The organism is Dictyoglomus sp., from assembly GCF_049968615.1.
GTDB lineage: Bacteria > Dictyoglomota > Dictyoglomia > Dictyoglomales > Dictyoglomaceae > Dictyoglomus > Dictyoglomus turgidum.
The window spans coordinates 106,204-129,871 of the sequence record NZ_JBMFQK010000002.1 but is presented as its reverse complement, the minus strand read 5'-3'; the positions used below and the strand labels follow the sequence as shown (position 1 = coordinate 129,871).

The window sequence follows — 23,668 nt, the reverse complement described above, 5'->3', positions numbered from 1 at the left end:
AATGAAGGAAAACATTCCATCGGTTTATTCTTTTAACGAGGTGGAGGAAAAGTGGTATAAATATTGGCTTGAGAAGGATTATTTCCATGCTGAAGTAGATAGAAGTAAAAAAAACTATTCTATTGTCTTACCTCCTCCTAATATAACTGGATCTCTTCATATGGGACACGCTCTCAATGCTACTATACAGGATATTCTTATAAGATGGAGAAGAATGCAAGGATTTAATGCTTTATGGATACCTGGAACAGACCATGCTGGTATAGCAACCCAAATGGTGGTAGAGAGGGAACTTTTGAAAGAGGGCAAAACAAGGTGGGATCTTGGTAGGGAGAAATTTTTAGAGAGGGTATGGCAATGGAAGGAGAATTATGGCAATACCATTGTAGAGCAGTTGAAAAAACTTGGAGTTTCTTGTGATTGGAAGAGATTTAGATTCACTATGGATGAGGTCTATTCTAGAGCCGTTATAAAAGCTTTTGTGGAATTATATAAAAAAGGATATATTTATAAAGGGGAAAGAATTATTAATTGGTGTCCTCGTTGTAAGACTGCTCTTTCTGATCTTGAGGTAAGATATGTGGAAGAAAACTCTTTTCTTTGGTATATAAAATATCCTTTATATCAAGAGGATGGGTATATTGTTATAGCTACTGCAAGACCTGAAACTATGCTTGGAGATACGGCTGTAGCAGTGAATCCTGAAGACGAAAGATATAAGGCTTTAATAGGTAAAAAAGTGGTGTTACCTCTTGTAGGGAGAATAATTCCTATAATTGCTGATGAAACTGTGGATCCATCTTTTGGTACAGGAGCTTTAAAAGTTACACCAGCTCACGATATAGATGACTTTGAGATTGGAAAGAAACATAATTTAGAATTTATATCAGTCATAGATGAAAATGGAATAATGAGTGAAAATGCAGGAAAATATAAGGGATTAAGTGTTTTGGAGTGTAGGAAAAAGATTGAGGAAGATTTAGAAAAAGAGGGATACCTTTTGAAAAAAGAGCCTTATTTACATGATCTTGCTACTTGTGATAGATGTGGAACTCCCATTGAGCCTTTAATCTCAGAACAATGGTTTATGAGAATGGAAAATCTTGCAAAACCTGCTATTGAAGTAGTAGAAAAAGGGGAAGTTAAATTTATACCTGATCGTTGGAAAAAGGTTTATTTTGATTGGATGTATAATATAAAAGATTGGTGCTTATCAAGACAACTTTGGTGGGGACATAGAATACCAGCTTGGTACTGTGAAAACTGTGGTCATGTTAATGTAGAAGAGCAAAAACCAGAGAAGTGTGAGAGATGTGGGTCCGAAAACTTAAGGCAGGATGAGGATGTGTTAGATACATGGTTTAGCTCTGCACTCTGGCCTCTTGGAACTTTGGGATGGCCTGAAGATACGGAAGATCTAAATTATTTTTATCCCACTTCAGTCTTAAGTACTGCAAGGGATATCATTAATCTATGGGTTGCGAGAATGATTATGATGGGACTTGAGTTTAGGAAAGAGGTACCTTTTTATTATGTTTATGTGCATCCTACAGTTCTTACAAGAGAAGGCAAGAGAATGAGTAAATCTAAGGGGACAGGTGTTGATCCCTTAGAGCTTATAAATAAATATGGTGCTGATGTGACAAGGTTTGGACTTGCGATTCAATGTACTGAAATGCAAGATCTGCGTTTCCATGAGGAAAACTTTGAGAATACGAAGAACTTTACAAATAAAATATGGAATGCAGCAAGGTTTGTAATTTCAAATTTGGACTTTAATATAGACTATAATGAGGTAGACCTTACTAAACATTCTTTATCTTTGAGTGACAAATGGATATTGAGTAGACTTCAAAAGACAGTTTATGAAGTTACTGATCATCTTGAAAATTTCAGATTTAGTGAGTATGTCAAGACGATTTACACCTTTTTCTGGTCAGAATTTTGCGATTGGTACATCGAACTTTCAAAACCAAGGCTTTCTAATACTGAAGATCCAGAAAGCAGACTTATAGCTCAGGTTATCCTTTGGAAGGTATTAAAAGAGAGCATGCAACTTTTGCATCCTGTGATGCCTTTTATAACTGAGGAGATATGGCAAAAATTACCATCAACTCATGAAAGCATTATGATTTCAAAATGGCCAGAAGTAAATGAATTATTTATAGATGAAGAGGCTGAAAAAGATATGGAATTTATAATGGAATCTATAAGAAGCATAAGAGCAATAAGGTCAGAATTTAATATATTACCTAATGAAGTTATTAATGTAGAGTTTCTTACTCCCAATAAATATAAGGAAATTCTCCTTCAAGGATATTCTGGATATTTCTATACCTTAGCTAAGGCGAAACTTTCAACTATTTTGGAGAAGAGAAACCTAAAACATGTGGCTCATAAAATTGTTGAAGATGTAAATTTTTATGTCAATTTAGAGGGCTTAATTGACATAAGCAAAGAAAGAGAAAAAGTAAAAAAGGAGTTAGAGGAACTTTATCTATTAATAGATAAAGTAGAAAAGCGCTTATCTAATAAAGATTTTATAGAAAAAGCTCCACCTGAGGTTGTGGAGAAAGAAAAAGAGAAATTAGAAAGTCTTAAGAAAAAAGTTGAATTTTTGCAGGAAAGATATAGAATCTTAGAGTAAGGTAGAGTAGGAGGTTTATATGAAGATGCTTAGTTTTAAAGGTGGTGTACATCCTCCTGAGAAAAAAGAGCTTTCTAAAGATAGTCCTATTTCTAAATTGCCTCTTCCTGAAAGACTAATAATTTTTACTTGGCAACATACAGGAGCCTCTAATGATCCTTTAGTAAAGGTAAAAGATTATGTATATAAAGGTCAAAAAATAGGTGACAAACAAGCTTATGTATCAGCTCCTATTCATGCTCCTACCTCAGGCACTGTTAAGAGGATAGGACTCTATCCTCATCCAACGGGTAAGCAAATGGTAGGAATAGAGATAGAACCTGACGGAAAAGATGAAGTTTATCCTGATCTTCCTCCTTCAGTGAATTGGCAAAATCTTTCTCCTGAGGAGATTAAAAGTAGGATTAGAGAAGCTGGTATTGTCGGTCTTGGAGGAGCTGCTTTTCCTACTCATGTAAAAATTTCGCCTCCTCCTGAAAAGAAGATAGACACTGTTATTTTAAATGGTGCCGAATGTGAGCCTTATCTAACTATTGACTATAGGTTGATGTTAGAAAAGCCAGAATTAATAATCGAGGGATTACATATATTAATGTATGTGCTTGGAGTGAAAAGAGGAATTATAGGTATCGAGGATAATAAGAAAGATGCGGTGGAAGTTTTAAAGAAATATGCTGACAGTGACATTGAAATAGTTACTTTACCTACTAAATATCCTCAGGGTTCTGAAAAGCACCTTATAAAGGCAGTGTTGGGAAGAGAGGTTCCATCGGGTGGGCTTCCAATGGACGTGGGGGTTGTGGTAAACAATGTGGGAACAGCAGTGGCTATAGCTGAGCATTTTAGGACAGGTCTTCCTTTAATATCAAGGGGAGTTACGGTAACAGGTGAGGGAGTTAATTCTTCAAAAAATTTAGAAGTTTTAATAGGTACACCTGTAATAAAGCTTATAGAATATGTGGGAGGATTTAAAGGTAAGCCTGGTAAGATTTTGTTTGGGGGACCGATGATGGGAGTTGCAATATATGATTTAAACACGCCAATAGTTAAGGGTACTTCTGGGGTAGTGGTATTTCCCGAAGATAAAGTTGAATATTATGATCCAATTCCTTGTGTAAGATGTGGAAAGTGTCTTGAGGTATGTCCAATGGGACTTATGCCAACCACATTGGCAAGATATGTAAAGAAGGGTAAATTAGTTGAGGCGGAAGAGTTAGGAATCTTAGATTGTATTGAGTGTGGTTCCTGTAATTACATTTGTCCATCAAGAAGGCCTCTTCTTCAATGGATTAGGGTAGGGAAAACTGACATCTTAGCAAGGAGAAGAAAGTAAAAGGAGGAGAACTATTTATGGAGTTAGAAAATGAAAAACTGATTGTTTCCTCATCTCCTCATATTTTTACAACAGAAGATACCTCCTATGCAATGAGACAGGTTATTCTTGCTCTTCTACCTGCTACTTTAGCAGGTATATATTTTTTTGGGTTTTATGCCCTTATAGTAATACTTGTTAGTGTTGTTTCTTCAGTTCTGTGGGAGGCTCTTGCTCTGTATATTAGAAGAAAACCTTTAAGTATTCTTAAAGACTACAGTGCTGTAGTAACTGGACTTTTGTTAGCATTAATCTTACCTCCTAATGTACCTTTTTGGATTCCTATTATTGGAACGGGTGTTGCCATTTTACTTGCTAAGCAGGTCTTTGGGGGAATTGGAGAGAACTTTTTAAATCCCGCTCTTGTAGGAAGAGCTTTTCTTTTATCTTCTTATCCTCAGATTATGACTTCCTGGGTTAAACCAATAGGCGGATTAGGCTTTATGTCTAACCTTTCTACTGCAACTCCTCTGGCTATAGAAAAACTCAAACTTACAGGATACTCTTTACCAAGTTATTGGGATCTTTTTATAGGAAATAGAGCAGGATGTATTGGAGAAACATCAATTCTTCTTTTGCTTTTAGGTGGTTTATGGCTGATCTATAAAAATATTATTGATTGGAAGATTCCAGTTTCCTTTATTTTAACAGTGTTTATCATGTCTTTTTTAGTAGGAAAAGACCCGATTTTTCAAATACTTTCTGGAGGACTTTTCTTAGGAGCATTCTTTATGGCTACTGATTGGGTAACTACACCTCTTACTTCTAAGGGAAGATTGATCTTTGGTATAGGAGCAGGGTTGTTTACCATAGTTATAAGATTTTGGGGTGCTTATCCGGAAGGTGTCTCTTATGGAATTCTTGTTATGAATGCTTTAACTCCTTTGATTGATAATCTTGTAAAGCCTCATAGATTTGGAGAGGTGAAAAAATGAAAAACATTTTGAGATATGGTTTAACTTTAATGCTCATATGTGCCATAGCTGCAGGTGTTCTTGCCTATACTTATGAGAATACTCAAAAGGTCATAGAACTTAATAAAGCAAAAGAGAGAAATTTATTGCTCAAAGAGCTTCTCCCTGAAGCAATTGAGTTTGTACCTTTGTCAAATAAACCAAAGAATATTGATCCTTTGGTTAATATAAATGAAATATACATAGGGAAGAGGGATGGAAAAGAGGTAGGGAAAGTTTGGGAGGTAAGCACTAAAGGATATAGTAGTGATATAGTACTACTTGTTGCAGTGAATGACAAGGGAGTGATAGAAAAAGTAAAAGTGGTATCTCAACAGGAAACTCCAGGACTTGGTACAGAGGTTACTAAGGATAATTTTTTAGGACAATTTATAGGGAAAAAAGAACCAAATTTGGAGGCTAAAAAAAATATCACGCCTGTTTCTGGAGCAACTATCTCTTCCTCTGCGGTAGTTAGAGCAATTAATGAGGTTTTGAAACATAACAGAATTTAAGGGGGTTAAAATATGAGAAATTTCTTTAAGTATGTAGTAAATGGTATTTTCAAAGAAAATCCTGTTCTTATATTGATGATAGGTTTGTGTTCAGTGCTTGCTGTTTCTACCAGTGTGGAAAACGCTATTGGAATGGGTCTTGCTTTTTCTTTTGTGATGATCTTTTCTAATCTTTTTGTTTCTTTGCTAAGACCTATAACCCCAAACGAGATAAGAATACCTATTTTTATCATTGTAATTGGTACTTTTACTACAATCGTAGATTTAGTTATCTCTGCATATTTCCCAGAACTATATAAAGCGTTAGGTATATTCATACCTTTAATTGTGGTGAATTGCATTATTATTGGAAGAGCAGAGGCTTTTGCATATAGGCATAGTGTTTTAGAATCTGTTGCCGACGGAATTGGTATAAGTTTAGGTTATATCTGGGCTATAGTAGCCCTTGGATTGATTAGGGAATTTTTGGGAAATGGTACTATTTTAGGTAAAGTAATATTTAGTGGTTTTGATCCAGCCAAAGTATTTACAATGCCCCCTGGTGCTTTTTGGGGAATAGGCTTACTAATAGGGTTACTAAAATGGTTTGAGAAGAGAGTAAGTAGGAGGTAATTATAACTATGAATATAATTGGAAAACTCTTTATGCTTTTTATTTCTGCCTCCTTAATAAACAATATTGTTTTTATGAGATTTTTAGCCTTATGTCCCTTTGTAGGTATGAGTACTCAAATTGAGACCTCAATAGGTATGGGTGCAGCTGTTACTTTTGTTATGGTGATGGCTTCAGTGGTTACCTTTTTCATTTATTATTATATATTGGTACCTTTAAATTTATTATTCTTGAGAACTATTTCTTTTATTCTTGTTATTGCAGTGTTGGTTCAGTTAGTGGAAATGGTTATAAAAAAGTTCTTATCGAGCTTATATAAGGCTATGGGAATATACTTACCATTGATAACTACTAACTGTGCTATTCTTGGTGTTACTCTTTTGAATATAAACTATGGTCATAACTTAATAGAAGCAATTGTATATTCATTAGGAGTCTCTTTGGGATTTACAATTGCTTTAATTTTACTTGCAAGTATTAGAGACAGATTATCTTATTCGGAAATACCTGAGTTTTGGAAAGGATATCCTATAGTTTTCATTTCTGCTGGACTTCTTGCTCTTATTTTCTTAGGATTTCAAGGATTAGCCCATTAAGGAGGATTAAACTTATGGGATTAGTACTTATTTCAGTAATAGTATTAGGGGCTATAGGGCTCTTGTTTGGAATAGGACTTGCTATTGCAGGAGAAAAGTTCAAGGTAGAGGTAGATCCTCGAATTACTGAAATTTTAAATGTGCTTCCAGGGGCTAATTGTGGTGCTTGTGGTTATCCTGGCTGTGAGGGTTTTGCAAAGGCAGTTGTAGAGGGAAGAGCTCCGTATACTGGTTGTGTAGTAGGGGGAGAAAAAGTTGCTAAAAATATAGCTAAGATCTTAGGAGTAGATGAAAATATAACAATGGTTAAAAGTGTAGCTTTTCTTACTTGTCAGGGAGGAAAAGGAATAGCTCAAGAGAAATATGTTTATAAAGGTGTGGATACCTGTAAAGCTGCAAATCTGGTTCAGGGTGGATATAAGGGTTGTCCTACAGGATGTTTAGGATTTGGAGATTGTGTTAAGGCATGCCCATTTGATGCAATTCATATGGGTGAAGATGGACTTCCTAAGATAGATATGGAGAAGTGTACTGGATGCGGTTTATGTGTAAAAGCATGTCCAAGGGGGATTTTAACCCTTCTTCCTGTTGATATACCTCTTCTTTTGGGATGCAAAACGGAACTTCCAGGTCCTGAGGCAAGAAGAGTATGTTCTAAAGCATGTATAGGTTGTGGGATTTGTGAGAAAGTATGCCCTAAGGGTGCTATAAAGATGGATGGAAGATTTCCTGTGATTGATTATAATCTTTGTGATGGTTGTGGAATTTGTGTAGAGAAATGTCCAACCAAAGCTCTCATTTTGCTAAAGAAATAAAAATATTAATTTCTTTTTTATTTATAGGAGCTCTATTTTTTCTCTTTATAAGAAACTTTGATGAAAGTAGAGAATATTATAGAAATGGAATCTTAATGGATACCTTTATAGAGGTTAGGATATGGGGAAGGGATGGTGAGAGGGCTTTAAATGAGTGTTGGGAGAATTTAGAATATCTGGCTAAGCTTTTGGATAGATTTAGCAATAATAGTGATATTTATAGAATAAATTCAAAGGCGGGAAGTTGGGTAAAAGTAGCAGAAGATACTCTTGAGATTATAAATAAAGCAATATATTACGCAAAAATGACTGATGGATATTTTGATCCTACAATTGCTCCTCTCTTAAAATTATGGGGATTTTATGACAAAAGATATAGGATACCTACGGAGGATGAAGTAAAGAGAGAATTAAGAAAAGTAGATTTTCGGAGGATTCAGATAAGAGAAAAGATGGTTTTTATTCCTAAGGGTATGGAGATTGATCTTGGGGGAATAGCAAAAGGATACATTTTAGATAGGTTATTATCCTCTCTGAAAAGGTATAAGATAGAAAGAGCTTTATTAAATATAGGTGGGCAAATTGGAGTATATGGTAAACCTAAGGATGGAAATGAATGGGAGATAAGAATTAGAAATCCTCGTAAGTTAGATGATTATATAGGATTAGTTTATATTAATAAAGGTTCTGTGGCTACTTCTGGAGATTATGAGAGATATTTTATAAGAGATGGAATAAGGTATTGCCATTTAATTGATCCTAAAACAGGATATCCTGTAAGAGAGGTTATGAGTGTGAGTATAATAAGTGAAAATGCTACTAAAGCTGATGCTTTATCTACTGCCTTCTTTGTTATGGGAGCAAAAGCTATATCTTATTGGGAAAAATTTACGGATTTAGGGGTTGTTATTGTCTTTAGTGATGGGAAAATCTGGTATTCTCCTAATATACATTTTGTGAAAAATGAAGATTACAAATATTAGGAAAAATAAGATATATTATATTTCTCTATTGGGCTTATTACTGTCTCTCGCCTGTACTCTTTATTATTTAGAGAGTCTATTTATAACTCCCTTTTTTCCTCTTCCAGGGGGCAAAGTAGGCATTGCAAATATAATTTCTCTTATTGCCATATATATGTTAGGTTTGAAAGAAGCTCTTGTTATAACTATATTTAGAGTTATTATAGTAAACATTATACTAGGAGGATTTTTGAATATATCTTTCTATTTAGGGTTTTTTGGGGGAATAGCAAGTACATTGGTTATGGGGGCGTTAGCAAAATCTAACATCAGTTTAATTTCTAACAGTATAATAGGAGCTCTGACTCATAATTTTGTACAGCTTCTTATAGTTATGTTTTTTGTTTTTCATTCTGCAATTTTGTATTATGCACCTTTTTTAATAATTTTCGGAATTATTACGGGGTTTTTCAATGGAGTGGTAGGGGGGTATGTATTAAGATTTATTAAAAAATACTCTGGGGGTGAATTATGAGAAGAAACAAGACTTCTACAAGAATGTTTATTCTCTTACTAATTTTAGGATTCTTGGTAGGAGGAGTTTTGGCTGAGGCATTATCAGATAAGCTTGAAATTTTAAAAAAAGGTATAAATATTGGTTTTTCTCCTATTAATCTTGATTTTTATTTTTTTGTTTTTACCTTAGGCTTTGATTTAAGATTAAACCTGGGAAGTGTAATAGGAGTCTTAATTGTATTGCTTTTCTATAAGATATAGAGGTATAATTTATACATGTCAGGGGCTAAAGAGTTTTGGGAAGGAATAAAGAGTAAGGGGATATTTTTATATTTAGGGTTTATAATTTTATATGTTATATTTTTTGCCATTGTGATTTTTATTACTGCTATGAATGGTTCTTTAAATATGTGGATTGAGAAGATTAAGATTTATGCTTTTATAAACTCAAAAACCCCTGACTCTCAAATATTAAAGCTCATTGATGACTTAAAAAATAACTTTCATATAAAGGAAATAAACTATATTACTCAAAAAGATGCATGGGAAAAATTAAAAGAGATTATTGGAAGAGAGAATGATATATTTGCCTGGGGATCACCTGATAATTTGCCTAAGGCCTTGGAAATAACTCCTTTAATTCTCGACAATATTGAAAATATATTGAGTTTTGTTATGAACTACAACTTTGTGGAGGAAGTAAGGTATTCTGAAGATATGGTGAATCAATGGCATAAGCTTAATAATCTTATAAACTGCATCAAAAAACTATTTATATATCTAGGAAGTTTTGCCTTTTTGATAATCTCTGTAGAACTTCTTGCTCACGCTCATTTGGCCTTTCCAAACTTTTCAGTACCTTCTCAAATATGGGAGAATATCTTTGTGACCTTTACGTCGTCGGTCATAGCCTTTTTGTTAATCTTCTTAATCTCCTCCTCTATTAAAAGCTACATAATTGTATATTTACCTTATTTTGAATTTATATTTGACCTAAGACATTCTCTTGTTTGGGTTTTGTATTTTATACTTTCAAGTATTATTGTGAGTTTTACTTCTGCACTAATAAGTTTTCAGAGACTAAGATGAGAAGATTTGTAATCATAATATTAATATTATCCTTGATGTTAGTTTCAATTTACGGTGCCGATACGTCCTCTATAATTCTTCAAAAGCAAAAAGAATTACAACAAAAACAAAAACAAATCCAATCTCTTAAGCAGCAGATCAAAAATTTAGAGTCTGTAGAAGTTAATATTGTTCGTGAAATAACTAAAATTGATCAGGATCTTGATAGGGCAGAGAGAGAATTAAATGTTGCTGAGTCAAGATTAAGAGAGGCACAAGCAAAATTAACAGTGTTATCTACTCAATTGAGTATACTTCAGAGAAATTTGAAGTATAGGAGTTTAAACTTTAAAGAAAATCTTGGTGATTCTTATAAATTATTGCAAATTAATAATTCTTTCAGCTTGATATTTTTAAATGATGCTTTTTTTCAAATAGCAGTACCTTATTATTTAAAGACTCTTATGAAACTTGAAGCAGGAAGATTAAATAATTTAAATACTCAATGTAAAGATATACAACAGACAAAGAAAAGATGGGAGGAAGAGGAAAAAAGGGTTGAGGCTTTGGTTAAAAGCATAGCTGAAAAGAAAGCTTATATAGAGAAAAAGAAAAAAGAAAAATTGGCATACTTGGAGAAGGTTAGAACTCAAAAGAGATACCAACAACAAGTAGTAGCGACCCTTGAAAGGGAATCCAAAGAGATAGAGCAAATGATTAGAAGATTAGCCTCATCAAATATTCAGAAAGCCCAAAAAGGTAAACTTTCTTGGCCAGTTATCGGAAGTATTACTTCAGGATTTGGAATGAGAAGGCATCCTCTTTTAGGTGGTGCACCTCTCTTTCATACTGGGATTGACATAAGCGCATCTTATGGAACTCCTATTAGGGCTGCGGCTTCTGGGAGAGTTATTTTTGCAGGTTGGTATGGTGGATATGGAAATATGATTATAATTGATCATGGAGGAAAAATTTCAACTGTTTATGGACATCTTTCTAAAATTGTGGTAAAAGTAGGAGAAGAGATTGCAGAAGGTGATGTGATAGGCTATGTGGGATCAACGGGTCTTAGTACTGGACCTCATTTACATTTTGAAGTAAGAATAAACGGGGATCCTGTGGATCCTTTAACTTGGTTAAAATAGAAGGAGGATAAGATGAGAATAAAAAGAAGAGTTTGGCTTTTGCTTTCAGTTGTGATAATTGGAATAGGAGTATTTCTTTTACCAAAGTTTACCATTGCAAAGGATTCCTTAGAGGATATTATTTCCAGTGTAAAAGTATACATAGAGGCACTATATTATGTGAGAAATGCTTATATTGAAAAGAATTTAGATAACAAAAAATTAGAGTATGAATCCATTAGGGGAATGGTAAAGGCTCTTGATGATCCATATACAGAGTTCTTTGATCCAAAGTCTTTTAAGACTTTTACTGAGGACATGCAGGGAGTATTTGGAGGGGTAGGGATAAGATTGGAGTCAAAGGATGGTAAGATTCTTGTGGTTTCTCCTATAGAAAATACTCCGGCCCATAGAGCAGGGATAAAGCCAGGAGATCAGATTGTTGAGGTAGATGGACAGTCTGTTATCAATAAGCCTTTAGATGTGGTTGTCTCTTTGATTAGGGGAGAAATTGGAAAGGAAGTAAAAATTAAGATCTATAGGGAATCTGAAAAAAAATATTATGAATATACTTTGAAAAGGGAATTGATCGAGGTTCCTGTTGTTGAATATAAAACTTTAAAGAATAATATTGGTTATATTAAGTTTTATGAATTTACTCAAAATTCTCCCCAAAAGATTATAGACGCGTTAAAGAAATTAGAAAAAAGTTCTGGGTTAATACTTGATTTGAGAAACAATCCTGGTGGAGATTTAAGATCTGCAGTCATGATCGCCAGTATGTTTATCTCTGACAATGATCAGGTAAAAACCGTTATAAAGAATGGAGAAACAAAGACATTCACTACTAAAGGTGTAGTAGTATATAGAATGGATAGGAATCAGAACTTATATGGAGAAAAAGTTGTTAAGGAATTATATAGATGGAATAAGCCTCTTGTAGTACTTGTGAATAGGTATTCTGCGAGTGCATCTGAGATACTTTCGGGAGCGCTAAAAGATTATGGAAAAGGAATTCTTTTAGGAGAAAAAACCTTTGGAAAAGGCGTGGTTCAAACCATATTTACTCTCTCTGATGGTTCTGCCCTTAAGCTGACTACTGAAAAATATCTGCTTCCATCTGGTAAAGATATTAATAAAGAGGGGATTCAACCTGATGTAATAGTAGAAATGGCACCAGAAAATGTAGGGAAGGATAATGATATACAATTAGAGAAGGCTATTGAAGTACTTTTAAAACAACTATCGAAATTGAAGGAAAAGGAAAAATTGGTTTTAAATAAAAAATAAATGTTTGAGAAGAAAGAAAAATTTCTTTTGGTTATTTTTGTTGTAATTTTAGTAGGGGTTTTATTTTCTATGGTCTCTAATTTAAGTGGTGGTAATAATATTGATGTAGACAAAAACGAATTTATTATTGTTCACATAACAGGAGAGGTAAAAAATCCAGGAGTTTATAAATTGGAAGAGGGGGCAAGGGTGATTGATGCTATTAATTTGGCAGGTGGATCTTTGCCCTCTGCTGATTTGGATAAAGTTAATCTTGCAGATTTCTTAAGAGATGGTTCTAAAATTTATATACCTTCAAAATTAGAAAATTCAGAGAATGAGCTAAAATCTCAAGCGATTTTAAGTACAAGAAAGATAGATACTTCTAAAAGTGATAAGGTCAATATAAATACCGCCAGTAAAGAAGAGTTAGAATCTCTTCCGGGGATTGGCCCTACTTTAGCCCAAAGAATTATTGAATATAGAGAGGAGAATGGTCCTTTTGGTTCTGCGGAAGATTTGTTAAATGTAAAAGGAATTGGAGAAAAAAAGCTTGAGAGAATAAGAGATCAAATTACGTGGTGATTCTTTGAAATTTCCTTATTCTTTTTATTTTCTAATTTTCTATATATTGGGAATTATATTTGCCAAAATTAATCTGAGTTTTGTTTATTTCTTTTTATTTTTACTCCTTTTAGTTTTTGTAATTAACAGAAAATCCAAGATTTATTTTTACATAACTTTAATATTCTTGTTTTTACTTGGATTTTATTTATACAGAATCAGCTTTCCCCAATTTGAAGTTTATAGTAATGCTAAGCTTAAAAGCTTAACTGGAATAGTAGAAGACTCTTTTGAGGGGAAAGATTTCAATAGTTATGTGATTAAAATAGAGGGATTTAAAGAGGAGGGAAAACTCAATATTAAAAATAGGAAGTTTGAAATAGGAGATAAAATACTATTAGAGGGAGTAGGGTTATATCCATTGAATCAAGGGAATTTATATTCTCTGTGGGATGAAGATATCCTTTATCTTATTAAAGCTGAGAAAATTTATTTAATTAAAAGAGGCTATAAGAATTCTTTAGAAAGAATTAGGAATAATTTAAGAAATAGAATAAGTAACGTATATTCAGTTTTTGAGGATTATAAAGAACAATTTTTACTAGCAATAGTTATGGGAGAGAGAAGAGGTCTCTCAGAAGATGTAAAAAATCTTTTTGTAAATACAGGGACCTCCCATTTACTTGCTATTTCAGGACTTCATCTTTCTTTTCTCATAAATATTTTCAGTGCTTTAATTCCTCTTCGTAGAATTCTTGTCAGAATTGTTATTCTTCCTCTTTTGGTATTTTATGGATGGATAATAGGAGATAATCCTCCTGTGTGGAGAGTCATAGGACAATATGTTTTTATACTTCTTGCCTTTCTTTTAAGAAGGGAAGAGGATAATTTAAATGCTATTTTTTGGGTCGCTTTTGTTAATCTTGTTATTTCTCCTTTAAAATTGTTTAACGTAAGTTTTCAGCTTTCCTATTTAGCAATGCTAGGGCTTTTGTATAAGCCTAATTTTTCTAAATTCTTGCCGGCTTATCTCCAAGAAATTTGGGAAAGTTCTTTTTGGCTCATGATATTTTTAGCTCCTTTAAATATCTATTATTTTGGTAGCTTAAAGCCTATAAGTATTATTGCTAATTTTTTTGCCATACCTATTTTTAGCTTAGTCCTTTTCTTCTCTTTCCTCTATTTAATAGGCTTCTCTTTGCCTATGGGTTTTATTTTTGAAAAAATTCTATCTAAGTTGATTGATATTTTATTTGAGAGTTTGCAATTGATTGGAGAACATTATAAAATAAGCTTGTTAATTAGTGTATCTCTTATTTTGCTTCCTGTTATATTAAGGAAAAGAGAAGAAAATGAACTACTGGGAGTTTAAACATTCAATTAAAGAAAAAAAGTTTTCTCCTGTATACCTATTTACAGGAGAGGAAAAGTTTCTCATGGAAGAAGCTCTTGAGGAACTTAAGAAAGCAAGATTTAAGAATGCAAATTACGTGGCTTTTTTTGCCGATGAGATTAGTTGGGATAATCTTGTTCCTTATTTTGAATCACCCTCTCTTTTAGGGGATCAATTAATAGTAATAAGGCACGCTCAAGAGTTGAAAGATCAAAATATGCCTAAAAAACTTGATTTGCTATTTAAGAGATTAACTAATACTTGTATTGTTTTTATGGCTAATGCTGAGGAAGAAAAGGCTAAGAGAATGAGCTATGCTAAATATATTCCTCCTGAGGGATTAGTGGAATTTACAAAATTTAGAGCTGATGCTTTAAGAAGATGGATTAAAGAAAAGTTTCAGGAAAAGGGTAAGTCTATAGATGAAGAAAGTATATATTTCCTTTCTATTAACTATGCCGATAAAATAGGTATTTTAATGCAGGAGATAGAGAAAATTTGTGCCTTTGTAGGAGAAAGGAATGAGGTTACTATAGAGGATCTGAAAAAAGTCTTAGCCACACAGGAAGTTGCCTTTTATACCTTCTTGGATGCTCTACTTAGGAGAGATTTTCTTATTGCCTTCTCAGGAATAGATGCTTTGTGGAGTGAAGGAGTTTATCCTCAAGTTATACTTGAAATAGTTATAAAACAGATAAGACAACTTCTTAGGATAAATGCTCTTCTTAAGGATGGGTACTCATCTGATGAAATAAAGGAAAAGTTGGGTTTACATCCTTTTGTAGTTAAAAAATCTATAGAAGCGTTAACAAAGTACACTGCCGCAGAACTTATGGAGATTTATTTCCTTCTGCGGCAGGTTGATATGGACTATAAAACTACAAGTAAGGATCAAAGAATACTAATAGAAAAAGTTATACTTAAATTAGGAAGAAAGGTTAGCTGAAAGTTTTTGATTAAGTAATTTCATGAGTTTTGATTTTTTCCTTGCTGCTGTGTTTTTGTGCAAAGTACCCTTTTGTGCTGCTTTATCAATAGCACTTATTACTTCGGGAAGTATTTTCTTTGCTTCTTCAATATTGTTTTCGTTTAAGAACTTTAGAAACTGTTTAGTGTAGAACTTGATTTTACCTAATCTAACCCTGTTTCTGATTCTATTTCTTTCGCTAATTTTAATTCTTTTAATTGCTGATTTTGTATTTGCCATCTTTTATTTCCCTCTCCTTTATTTTAAAATTTTTTATGGTTTTATTTTTGACAGACTGAATTATAGCATAAAATTTCGTAAAACAAAAGATTAGGTAAAATGTTATATAATTTAAGATATAGAAAAAGGGAGGAAGGAAATACCGATGAAAGACACATCTAAAATAAGGAATTTCAGTATTATTGCTCATGTAGACCACGGAAAATCTACTTTAGCAGACAGGCTTTTGGAATACACTGGAACAGTAGAAAAAAGAAAAATGAAAGATCAAATTCTTGATACCCTTGATGTGGAGAGAGAAAGAGGAATAACCGTGAAAGCCCAAGCAGTTAGGCTTTTATATAACTCAAAGTCTGGAGAAACTTATGAACTAAATTTGATTGATACTCCTGGACATGTGGATTTTACCTATGAGGTTTCAAGAAGTCTTGCTGCTTGTGAGGGTGCCATATTAGTAGTAGATGCCTCACAAGGTATTGAAGCACAAACTATAAACAATTTACTTCTTGCCCTTGAAAATAATTTGGTCATTATACCTGTAATAAATAAAATTGATCTTCCTAATGCAGAACCCGATAGAGTTGCTAAGGAGATTGAAGAATTATTAGGAAAGGATTATATAGGTGAGACTTTTTTTGTGAGTGCAAAGGAAGGGTGGGGTATAGAGGAACTTTTAGAGGGTATAGTTAAATATATTCCATCTCCTAAAGGTCATCCCTCAGATCCTCTTCAAGCTTTAATCTTTGATGCAAAATACGACTCTTATAGAGGAGTAATAGTTTATGTAAGGATATTTGAGGGAGAAGTAAAAATCGGAGATAAGATTAAACTTATGTCTACGGGAAGTGAATATGAGGTTCAGGAATTGGGAATTTTTTCTCCTGAGATGAAACCTGTAGAAAGTTTAGTAGCTGGAGAGGTGGGATATATAGTAGCAAACATTAAAGAAATTTCGGAGGCAAGGGTAGGGGACACTATAACTTTATCAGAAAGACCAGCTAAGGAGCCTCTTCCAGGTTATAGAAAGCTGCAACCTATGGTTTTTTGTGGAATTTATCCCATTGAAAACGAGGATTATGATAAATTAAGAGATGCTCTTCAAAAGCTAAGCTTAAATGATGCATCTTTATATTATGAGCCTGAAACTTCTCCTGCTTTAGGGTTTGGTTTTCGTTGTGGCTTTTTAGGCTTGTTACACCTTGAAATTGTGCAAGAAAGATTGGAGAAAGAATTTGATTTAAATATAATTACTACAGTACCTTCAGTAGCATATGAGGTCATAACCAAGAAAGGAGAAAGAAAAATGATTCAAAATCCTTTAGAATTGCCACCACCTTATGAAATTGAGGAGTTTAGAGAGCCTTTTGTTCTTGCGAGTATTGTAACTCCTAATGAATATGTAGGAGGAATAATGGAACTTATTGATAGGAGACGGGGAATTTTTAAAAATATGGAGTACTTAACTCCTACCCGAGTACTTATTACGGCAGAGCTCCCTCTTTCAGAGATAATTACTGACTTTTTTGATATGTTAAAGTCTATAACCAGAGGTTACGGATCTATGAATTATGAATTTATTGGTTATAGACCAGAAAATCTTGTAAAGCTTGATGTCTTTATAAATGGAAAACCAGTAGATGCTCTTTCTATTATTGTACACAGGAATAAAGCTTATGAAGAAGCAAGAAAGTTAGTTCAAAAACTTAAGAATGTTATTCCAAGACAACTTTTTGAGGTTGTGATTCAAGCTGGTATAGGAAGTAAGATTATAGCAAGAGAAGAGATAAAGCCTTTGAAGAAAAATGTTCTTCAAAAATGTTATGGTGGAGATGTTACAAGAAAGAAAAAACTTCTTGAGAAGCAGAAAGAAGGGAAAAAAAGGATGAAGAAGATAGGACATGTGGAAATCCCACAAGAAGCTTTTTGGACTGTACTAAAGAGGGATTAGGTCAATGAGAAAGTACCGAATTTTGATCACTAACGATGATGGAATAAACTCTCCTGCTCTGAAAATAATGGGGAATAAACTTAGTATATTTGGGGAGATTTACATTATTGTGCCTGAAAGAGAAAGAAGTGGAGGAAGTCATGCTATAACCCTTCACAAACCTTTAAGAATAAACGAAATTAATTGGTCTCTTGAAAAAGTTAAAGTATGGAGTACTAATGGAAATCCTGCTGACTGTGTACTTTTAGGACTTTATGCTATATTAGCTCAAAAACCAGATTTAGTTATTTCAGGCATAAATAGGGGATATAACTTAGGAAACGATATAATCTATTCAGGTACTGTTTCTGGAGCGAGAGAGGCTTCTTTAAATGGCATTCCCGCTATAGCTATATCGGTGTATCAGGATGGAAAGGAAGAAGATTTTGAAAAAGCCACCGATTTATTAATCAGCTTATTTGATAAATTTTTGAAAATTATTCCCGAAGGAACCTTTTTGAATATAAATATACCCCCTAATGCTAAAATAACAGACATTTGTCTTACTTACCAAGGAAAGTTTCACTACAGGAATATAGTTGAAAAAAGGCTTGATCCAAGAAATAAAGAATATTTTTGGTTGCATGGATATGTTGAGGAAAACGGAGAGGAAGGATCTGATATATGGGCTATCAAAAATGGAAAGATTTCCATAACTCCTCTTCAATCAGATATGACCAATTATTCTCTTCTTAACGCTTTAAAATCTTATGATCTCCTCTAATCCTATTGGCATATATATTCATATACCCTTCTGTGTGAGAAAATGTCCATATTGTGATTTTGTGTCCTTTAGATATTCTAAAGAGGAGGAGGAGAGGTATATAAGTCATCTTTTAAGAGAGATAGATATGAAATCAAAAGGAGAGACAATTGATACCATATATTTGGGGGGAGGTACACCTTCTATTCTTTCTTTGAAAGGTTTAGAAAAGATTTTTGAGTTTATACAAGAAAAGTTTAAGTTAAGTAAAGGCGTTGAAATTTCTATGGAGGTTAATCCTGGAACAGTAGATAGAGAAAAAATAAAAGTATGGAAAGAACTTGGTATTAATAGGATAAGTATAGGGGCCCAATCTTTTATTGAAAAAGAGCTTAAAATTCTTGGTAGGATACATGATACGGATGATATCTATAAAACATTCCATATGCTTAGAGAGGCTGATTTTAAAAATATAAATATAGACCTAATTTATTCTCTTCCCTTTCAAGAACAAGAAGATTTTTATTTTTCCTTAAAGGAGGCTGTAAAATTAAATCCAGAACATATCTCTATCTATAATCTTATGATCGAGGAAGGAACACTATTTTATAAGATGTATTTAGAGTCCAAAATAAAACTTCCTGATAGTGATATGGAAGCAGAAATGTTTTCCTTTGCTATGAATTATCTTAAAGATAATGGCTTTATTCATTATGAGATATCAAATTTCTCTAAGAATGAAAATTATAAGTGCAAGCATAACCTTAAATACTGGAATCAGGAGAAATATTATGGCTTTGGGGTTTCTGCTTATTCTTATGATCCACCGGTTAGATATGGAAATTGTAGAAATCTTTATGTATACTATGGAAAAATAAAAAAAGGAATTCTTCCTATTGAAGAAAGAGAATTTTTGACTGGCGACAAACTTGCGAAGGATTTTCTTTTTTTAAGATTAAGGCTTATGGAAGGGATTTCAAAAAAGGAGTTTGAAAATAGATTTGATAAAAGGATAGAATATTTTATGAAAAATTATTCTGTTTTTTTAGAAAATGGGTTAATTAAAGAAGAAGGTGATAGGGTAGCTTTGACAGAAAAGGGAATTCTTCTTGCTAATGAGATTTTTCAAGATATCCTTTAAGGAGGATGAGAGTATATGAAGACTGTAAGAGTATTAATAGCAGAGGATGAACCCATAGTTAGAATGGATTTGAAAGAACTTTTAGAAAGTCAAGGATATGAGGTAGTTGGGGAAGCCTCGGATGGAAAAATAGCAATAGAGCTTGCAAGAAAGTTAAAACCCGATGTGATTATAATGGATATAAGAATGCCAAATTTGGATGGCATTGAGGCAGCAAAGATTTTGACCCAAGAAGAAATAGCACCAATTATTTTCTTAACCGCTTATTCTGATAGGGAGCTTGTAGAAAAGGCAAAAGAGGTAGGGGTAGTTGCCTATATTGTGAAACCTTTTAAGGAATCTGATTTATTTCCTGCTATAGAGATTGCTATTGCAAGATTTAAAGAATTTCAGCTTTTAAGAAAAGAAGTAGAAGATCTTAAAGATGCTTTAGAAACAAGAAAATTAGTAGATAGAGCTAAAGGTATTCTTATGGATAGGGAAGGTTTAAAAGAGCATGAAGCATTCAGATTAATTCAAAAAGCAAGTATGGATAAACGTAAGCCTATGAAAGAGATTGCTCAAGCTATTATATTAGCATACGAATTGAAGGATAAGAAAGAAAAATGAATGTTTTTTTTGCATTTCTTTTATCCTTAGTAATATCTGTTTTACTTACTCCTTGGGTTAAAAAGATTGCTTATCAAGTAGGAGCGGTAGATATTCCTAATGATAGAAAAGTACACTTAAAGCCTATACCCAGAATTGGTGGGGTGGCATTTTTCTTGAGCATTTTAGTAGTAAATGTAATATTTAATAAATCCCCTGTAGTAGAAAAAATAATATTTGGCGGACTTTTAGTTTTTCTTGTAGGACTTCTGGATGATTTTGTAGAGTTAAAGCCTAAACCTAAATTTTGGTTAACCTTTTTAGCAGTCTTAATAGCTGTGATATTGGGAGTAAGAGTAGAAATTTGGAGAGTACCTTATACTAAGATAATAATTAAAGGTTTTTGGGCTGATGTAATAACTTTTGTATGGCTTTTAGGAATCACCAACGCTATGAATTTTATAGATGGTCTTGATGGGCTTGCTGGTGGTGTTTCTGTTATTTCTTCCTTTTCTCTTCTTATAATATCACTTATTTTAGGAAGAATTGAAATGGCTCTACTTCTTTCCAGTATCTTAGGGGCTGTGTTAGGTTTTCTGTTTTATAATTTTCCTCCGGCTTCCATTTTTATGGGAGATTCGGGAGCAATGTTTTTAGGATTTATTTTAGGGGCTATTTCTGTAATTGGGGTACTAAAAATTAGTACAGTTATTAACTTATTTTTCCCAATTATTGTTCTTGGTTTTCCAGTCCTTGATACTGCCTTTTCTATTATAAGAAGAATACTCGAAGGAAGAGCTCCATGGAGATATGATAAAGATCATATTCATCATAGGTTTTTGAGACTTGGTATGTCTACAGAACAAAGTATAGCATTTATTTACTTAATCACTATTTGTATGGCTCTTCTTGCAGTTATAATTTCCTTATTGCAAGATCCATATATTTCTGCTATTTTACTTTTTGGTACTCTGTTCTTAATCATATTTATTCTTAAAAAACTTGGAGTATTAGAGGTTAGGAAAAATGGAAAAGTATGATGTAATTGTGGTTGGCGGAGGACATGCTGGATGTGAGGCTGCCTATGCAGCCTCTCGTCTTGGTGTAAGAGTATTGTTGATTACCATGAATTATGATACCGTAGGTTGGCTTCCTTGTAATCCTGCTATGGGAGGACCAGGAAAAGGGCATCTCATTATGGAAATCGATGCTCTTGGAGGACTTACAGGAAGAATCACCAATAGGAGCATGATTCAAGTTAAGATGCTAAACACATCTAAAGGGCCTGCTGTGAGGGCTCTAAGAGCTCAAGTTGATAAATGGATTTATCCTGCCAAGATGAGGGAATTTCTTGAATCTATTAAAAATTTAGAGATCTATCAAGGAGAGGTAGTAGATCTAATTGTAGAGGACAACGAGGTAAAGGGAGTAATTTTATCCACAAAAAAAGAGTTTTATGCAGAAAGAGTAGTTATAACTCCTGGTACTTTTATGAACGGTGTTATCCACATAAGTACCTGGTCAAAACCTGCTGGTAGAATGAACGAATTTCCCTCGGTGGGGCTTTCTGATGCCTTGAGAAGATTGGGGCTCGAGGTAGGAAGATTTAATACAGGAACAACCCCGAGGGTTGATAAGCGAACTATAGATTTTAGTAAAACTATAATCCAGCCTGGTGATGAGGAACTTCACTCCTTCTCTTTTTGGGAGGAACCAGAACCAAGAGAACAAGTGCCTTCATATCTTACGAGAACTACTCAAAAAACTAAGGAAATTGTTCTCGCTAATATTCATCTAACAGCTTCCAGAATTGGTGGAATGGTGAAAAAAGGGCCAAGATATTGTCCTTCGATAGAAGAGAAATATATATGGTTTCCTGATCATGAAACTCATCAAGTATTCCTTGAACCTGAAGGAAGAAATTCTGTGGAAATATATGTGCAAGGTATATATACAAGCCTTCCTGAGGAAATTCAGATACAGATTTTAAGGAGTATTCCAGGTCTTGAAGAGGTGGAGTTGATAAGACCTGGGTATGCTATTGCTTATGATATGGTTTATCCTCATCAACTGAAATTCACTCTTGAAACTAAGAAAATTAAAGGTTTGTATCTTGCTGGTCAAATAAATGGAACTACAGGATATGAAGAAGCTGCTGCTCAAGGACTTGTTGCAGGTGCAAACGCAGCTTTAAGTCTTATCGGTAAAGAGCCTTTAATAATAAGGAGGGATGAAGGATATATTGGAGTCTTGATAGATGATCTTGTTACAAAAGGGGTAGATGAACCTTATAGGATTTTAACTTCAAGAGCAGAATACAGGATATTACTAAGAGCTGATAATGCAGACCAAAGACTTACTCCTAAGGCGTATAAATTAGAGCTTATATCGGAGGATATGTGGAAGATGTTCCAAGAGAAAATGGAGAGAATAAAATATGAAAAAAAACGCCTTGAAAGAGTTTCAGTACAACCCGAAGAGATAAATGGAATCCTTTTAGAAAAAGGAACTAGTCCTATTGTCCAACCTATTCCTTTAGTACAAATCATAAAAAGACCGGAAATAACATATGATGATTTGGAAAGAATAGGTTTGGCAGGGGATCTTCCTAAAAAGTGGAGGGATACCGTGGAAACGGATATTAAGTATGAAGGATATATTAAAAAGGAATTAGATAAGGTTAAAGAATTTCAGGAGTACGAAAGTTTAGAAATCCCTCACGATATAGATTATGGAAAGATACCTCACTTGTCTCGTGAGGGAAGAGAGAAACTTGAGAAAGTTAGACCTTATACCTTTGGACAAGCTATGAGAATTACAGGTGTTAATGCAGGTGATTTGACAGTATTACTCTATTACCTTAGGGAGAAATATGGAAGAAAATAAAGATTGGCGGGACATATATTTTAGTAGAGATTATTACTTGTACCTTGCAAAGCATCTAACTCCCGAGAGAACTCGTAAAGAAGTTGACTTTCTCGAGTCTACTCTTGCTATTAAGCGAGGTTATCTTATTTTGGATCTTGGCTGCGGCTTTGGTAGGCATACTCTTGAACTTGGAAAGAGAGGATATAGAGCTATAGGAATAGATAGATCCGAAGACTTAATTGAAATTGCAAAAGAGGAAGCAAAAAAAGAGAAGGTATTTAATGTAGAGTTTTATATAATGGAATATAAAGATATAGAGAAATTAGGATATAAGTTTGATGTGGTTTTTTCTCTATATACTAGTTTTGGTCTTTCCACCTATGAGGAAGATAAAGAAGCTATAGAGAAAGTTTATAATATCCTTAAAAAGGGAGGTAAATTTCTGATAGATATTGAAAACAGAGATGCCTTGTTGAGGTACTTTATTCCATATTCATGGGATATCTTGAATGATTATATTTTACTAACAGAGCATCATTTTGAACCCGAATCTGGCTACTATATATCTAATAGACTTGTTTTTGATCTAAAGAACAACACTAAGAAGGAGTTTGTAAGAAAAATATACTTGTATACCCCGAGTGAAATAGCTCATATTTTAGAAGAAAAGGGATTTACAATAGAGAAGTTTATAGGAGATTATGACGGGAAAAGATTTCATATAGGGTCAAGACGTCTGATTGTGGTAGGAACAAAAAAATAAGGGGG

Annotated in this window: 24 protein-coding genes; 23 read left to right on the top strand and 1 reads right to left on the bottom strand. The window is 33.5% G+C overall.

Translation table 11 applies throughout. The features are described from left to right. The first annotated feature begins 1 nt into the window (after position 1). From ACP5QL_RS02790 to holA, 16 genes are all read left to right on the top strand, one after another. Complete coding sequence (locus ACP5QL_RS02790; protein WP_428125294.1) at positions 2-2,647, top strand: valine--tRNA ligase; 2,646 nt, start codon at positions 2-4, stop codon at positions 2,645-2,647. Positions 2,648-2,666: 19 nt separating this feature from the next. After that, positions 2,667-3,980, top strand: coding sequence for an electron transport complex subunit RsxC (rsxC, locus tag ACP5QL_RS02785; protein ID WP_428125291.1), 1,314 nt, complete (start codon positions 2,667-2,669; stop codon positions 3,978-3,980). A gap of 17 nt (positions 3,981-3,997) precedes the next feature. Beyond that, a complete protein-coding gene (locus tag ACP5QL_RS02780) occupies positions 3,998-4,954 on the top strand; it encodes an RnfABCDGE type electron transport complex subunit D (RefSeq protein WP_272995222.1) in 957 nt (318 codons plus the stop codon). Continuing rightward, on the top strand, positions 4,951-5,487 hold the full coding sequence (locus ACP5QL_RS02775) for an RnfABCDGE type electron transport complex subunit G (RefSeq protein WP_012583455.1): 537 nt from the start codon (positions 4,951-4,953) through the stop codon (positions 5,485-5,487). Before ACP5QL_RS02780 ends, ACP5QL_RS02775 begins: the two co-directional genes overlap by 4 nt. Positions 5,488-5,499: 12 nt before the next feature. Continuing rightward, on the top strand, positions 5,500-6,099 hold the full coding sequence (gene rsxE / locus ACP5QL_RS02770; protein ID WP_012583456.1) for an electron transport complex subunit RsxE: 600 nt from the start codon (positions 5,500-5,502) through the stop codon (positions 6,097-6,099). 8 nt (positions 6,100-6,107) lie between these two features. Then, positions 6,108-6,695: an electron transport complex protein RnfA gene (locus tag ACP5QL_RS02765; protein WP_012583457.1), complete on the top strand. Its 588-nt coding sequence runs from the start codon at positions 6,108-6,110 to the stop codon at positions 6,693-6,695. A gap of 14 nt (positions 6,696-6,709) precedes the next feature. Then, positions 6,710-7,510, top strand: coding sequence for an RnfABCDGE type electron transport complex subunit B (locus tag ACP5QL_RS02760; RefSeq protein WP_012583458.1), 801 nt, complete (start codon positions 6,710-6,712; stop codon positions 7,508-7,510). Next, positions 7,474-8,493, top strand: coding sequence for an FAD:protein FMN transferase (locus tag ACP5QL_RS02755; RefSeq protein ID WP_012583459.1), 1,020 nt, complete (start codon positions 7,474-7,476; stop codon positions 8,491-8,493). Before ACP5QL_RS02760 ends, ACP5QL_RS02755 begins: the two co-directional genes overlap by 37 nt. Further along, positions 8,474-9,007 (top strand): Gx transporter family protein, encoded by a 534-nt coding sequence (locus tag ACP5QL_RS02750; protein WP_012583460.1) that lies wholly within the window; start codon positions 8,474-8,476, stop codon positions 9,005-9,007. Before ACP5QL_RS02755 ends, ACP5QL_RS02750 begins: the two co-directional genes overlap by 20 nt. Next, entirely contained in the window at positions 9,004-9,249 is a 246-nt protein-coding gene (locus tag ACP5QL_RS02745) for a DUF4321 domain-containing protein (RefSeq protein ID WP_012583461.1), read from the top strand. The genes ACP5QL_RS02750 and ACP5QL_RS02745 overlap by 4 nt, the downstream gene beginning before the upstream one ends. Before the next feature lie 15 nt (positions 9,250-9,264). Further along, the gene (locus ACP5QL_RS02740) at positions 9,265-10,077 is read left to right on the top strand and encodes a cell division protein FtsX (protein WP_428125282.1); all 813 of its coding nucleotides are present in this window, start codon (positions 9,265-9,267) and stop codon (positions 10,075-10,077) included. Further along, positions 10,074-11,201, top strand: a complete 1,128-nt coding sequence (locus tag ACP5QL_RS02735; protein WP_273333486.1) for a murein hydrolase activator EnvC family protein — start codon at positions 10,074-10,076, stop codon at positions 11,199-11,201. Before ACP5QL_RS02740 ends, ACP5QL_RS02735 begins: the two co-directional genes overlap by 4 nt. A gap of 12 nt (positions 11,202-11,213) precedes the next feature. Then, on the top strand, positions 11,214-12,470 hold the full coding sequence (locus ACP5QL_RS02730) for a S41 family peptidase (RefSeq protein ID WP_428125279.1): 1,257 nt from the start codon (positions 11,214-11,216) through the stop codon (positions 12,468-12,470). Positions 12,471-12,539: 69 nt separating this feature from the next. Then, positions 12,540-13,034, top strand: coding sequence for a helix-hairpin-helix domain-containing protein (locus tag ACP5QL_RS02725; RefSeq protein WP_242603682.1), 495 nt, complete (start codon positions 12,540-12,542; stop codon positions 13,032-13,034). A 4-nt stretch (positions 13,035-13,038) separates the two neighbouring features. Continuing rightward, positions 13,039-14,385: a ComEC/Rec2 family competence protein gene (locus ACP5QL_RS02720; RefSeq protein ID WP_428125274.1), complete on the top strand. Its 1,347-nt coding sequence runs from the start codon at positions 13,039-13,041 to the stop codon at positions 14,383-14,385. Continuing rightward, positions 14,366-15,352, top strand: a complete 987-nt coding sequence (gene holA / locus ACP5QL_RS02715) for a DNA polymerase III subunit delta (RefSeq protein ID WP_428125270.1) — start codon at positions 14,366-14,368, stop codon at positions 15,350-15,352. Before ACP5QL_RS02720 ends, holA begins: the two co-directional genes overlap by 20 nt. Here holA and rpsT read toward each other — a convergent pair. Then, entirely contained in the window at positions 15,332-15,613 is a 282-nt protein-coding gene (gene rpsT / locus ACP5QL_RS02710) for a 30S ribosomal protein S20 (protein ID WP_012583468.1), read from the bottom strand. The two genes, holA and rpsT, sit on opposite strands and share 21 nt — an antisense overlap. A 145-nt stretch (positions 15,614-15,758) precedes the next feature. On the opposite strand from rpsT, the gene lepA reads away from it, so the two are divergent. The 7 genes from lepA to ACP5QL_RS02675 are packed head-to-tail and all read left to right on the top strand — an operon-like array spanning position 15,759 to position 23,663. Then, on the top strand, positions 15,759-17,561 hold the full coding sequence (lepA, locus tag ACP5QL_RS02705) for a translation elongation factor 4 (protein ID WP_012583469.1): 1,803 nt from the start codon (positions 15,759-15,761) through the stop codon (positions 17,559-17,561). A gap of 4 nt (positions 17,562-17,565) precedes the next feature. Continuing rightward, the gene (surE, locus tag ACP5QL_RS02700; protein ID WP_012583470.1) at positions 17,566-18,324 is read left to right on the top strand and encodes a 5'/3'-nucleotidase SurE; all 759 of its coding nucleotides are present in this window, start codon (positions 17,566-17,568) and stop codon (positions 18,322-18,324) included. Beyond that, positions 18,311-19,444: a radical SAM family heme chaperone HemW gene (gene hemW / locus ACP5QL_RS02695; protein WP_012583471.1), complete on the top strand. Its 1,134-nt coding sequence runs from the start codon at positions 18,311-18,313 to the stop codon at positions 19,442-19,444. The genes surE and hemW overlap by 14 nt, the downstream gene beginning before the upstream one ends. A 15-nt stretch (positions 19,445-19,459) precedes the next feature. Then, positions 19,460-20,053: an ANTAR domain-containing response regulator gene (locus tag ACP5QL_RS02690; protein WP_272995699.1), complete on the top strand. Its 594-nt coding sequence runs from the start codon at positions 19,460-19,462 to the stop codon at positions 20,051-20,053. Continuing rightward, entirely contained in the window at positions 20,050-21,072 is a 1,023-nt protein-coding gene (locus ACP5QL_RS02685) for an MraY family glycosyltransferase (RefSeq protein ID WP_012583473.1), read from the top strand. The genes ACP5QL_RS02690 and ACP5QL_RS02685 overlap by 4 nt, the downstream gene beginning before the upstream one ends. Then, positions 21,059-22,918 carry a tRNA uridine-5-carboxymethylaminomethyl(34) synthesis enzyme MnmG gene (mnmG, locus tag ACP5QL_RS02680; RefSeq protein ID WP_428125260.1) on the top strand — a complete coding sequence of 620 codons (1,860 nt, stop codon included), beginning with the start codon at positions 21,059-21,061 and terminating at the stop codon, positions 22,916-22,918. Before ACP5QL_RS02685 ends, mnmG begins: the two co-directional genes overlap by 14 nt. Beyond that, the gene (locus ACP5QL_RS02675; RefSeq protein WP_012583475.1) at positions 22,905-23,663 is read left to right on the top strand and encodes a class I SAM-dependent methyltransferase; all 759 of its coding nucleotides are present in this window, start codon (positions 22,905-22,907) and stop codon (positions 23,661-23,663) included. Before mnmG ends, ACP5QL_RS02675 begins: the two co-directional genes overlap by 14 nt. Positions 23,664-23,668: the final 5 nt, after the last annotated feature.

Coding starts and splice junctions, on each gene's coding strand:
- ACP5QL_RS02790 (WP_428125294.1), top strand. CDS start 2: ATGAAGGAAAACATTCCATCGGTTTATTCTTTTAACGAGGTGGAGGAA.
- rsxC (WP_428125291.1), top strand. CDS start 2,667: ATGAAGATGCTTAGTTTTAAAGGTGGTGTACATCCTCCTGAGAAAAAA.
- ACP5QL_RS02780 (WP_272995222.1), top strand. CDS start 3,998: ATGGAGTTAGAAAATGAAAAACTGATTGTTTCCTCATCTCCTCATATT.
- ACP5QL_RS02775 (WP_012583455.1), top strand. CDS start 4,951: ATGAAAAACATTTTGAGATATGGTTTAACTTTAATGCTCATATGTGCC.
- rsxE (WP_012583456.1), top strand. CDS start 5,500: ATGAGAAATTTCTTTAAGTATGTAGTAAATGGTATTTTCAAAGAAAAT.
- ACP5QL_RS02765 (WP_012583457.1), top strand. CDS start 6,108: ATGAATATAATTGGAAAACTCTTTATGCTTTTTATTTCTGCCTCCTTA.
- ACP5QL_RS02760 (WP_012583458.1), top strand. CDS start 6,710: ATGGGATTAGTACTTATTTCAGTAATAGTATTAGGGGCTATAGGGCTC.
- ACP5QL_RS02755 (WP_012583459.1), top strand. CDS start 7,474: ATGTCCAACCAAAGCTCTCATTTTGCTAAAGAAATAAAAATATTAATT.
- ACP5QL_RS02750 (WP_012583460.1), top strand. CDS start 8,474: ATGAAGATTACAAATATTAGGAAAAATAAGATATATTATATTTCTCTA.
- ACP5QL_RS02745 (WP_012583461.1), top strand. CDS start 9,004: ATGAGAAGAAACAAGACTTCTACAAGAATGTTTATTCTCTTACTAATT.
- ACP5QL_RS02740 (WP_428125282.1), top strand. CDS start 9,265: ATGTCAGGGGCTAAAGAGTTTTGGGAAGGAATAAAGAGTAAGGGGATA.
- ACP5QL_RS02735 (WP_273333486.1), top strand. CDS start 10,074: ATGAGAAGATTTGTAATCATAATATTAATATTATCCTTGATGTTAGTT.
- ACP5QL_RS02730 (WP_428125279.1), top strand. CDS start 11,214: ATGAGAATAAAAAGAAGAGTTTGGCTTTTGCTTTCAGTTGTGATAATT.
- ACP5QL_RS02725 (WP_242603682.1), top strand. CDS start 12,540: ATGGTCTCTAATTTAAGTGGTGGTAATAATATTGATGTAGACAAAAAC.
- holA (WP_428125270.1), top strand. CDS start 14,366: ATGAACTACTGGGAGTTTAAACATTCAATTAAAGAAAAAAAGTTTTCT.
- rpsT (WP_012583468.1), bottom strand. CDS start 15,613: ATGGCAAATACAAAATCAGCAATTAAAAGAATTAAAATTAGCGAAAGA.
- lepA (WP_012583469.1), top strand. CDS start 15,759: ATGAAAGACACATCTAAAATAAGGAATTTCAGTATTATTGCTCATGTA.
- surE (WP_012583470.1), top strand. CDS start 17,566: ATGAGAAAGTACCGAATTTTGATCACTAACGATGATGGAATAAACTCT.
- hemW (WP_012583471.1), top strand. CDS start 18,311: ATGATCTCCTCTAATCCTATTGGCATATATATTCATATACCCTTCTGT.
- ACP5QL_RS02690 (WP_272995699.1), top strand. CDS start 19,460: ATGAAGACTGTAAGAGTATTAATAGCAGAGGATGAACCCATAGTTAGA.
- ACP5QL_RS02685 (WP_012583473.1), top strand. CDS start 20,050: ATGAATGTTTTTTTTGCATTTCTTTTATCCTTAGTAATATCTGTTTTA.
- mnmG (WP_428125260.1), top strand. CDS start 21,059: ATGGAAAAGTATGATGTAATTGTGGTTGGCGGAGGACATGCTGGATGT.
- ACP5QL_RS02675 (WP_012583475.1), top strand. CDS start 22,905: ATGGAAGAAAATAAAGATTGGCGGGACATATATTTTAGTAGAGATTAT.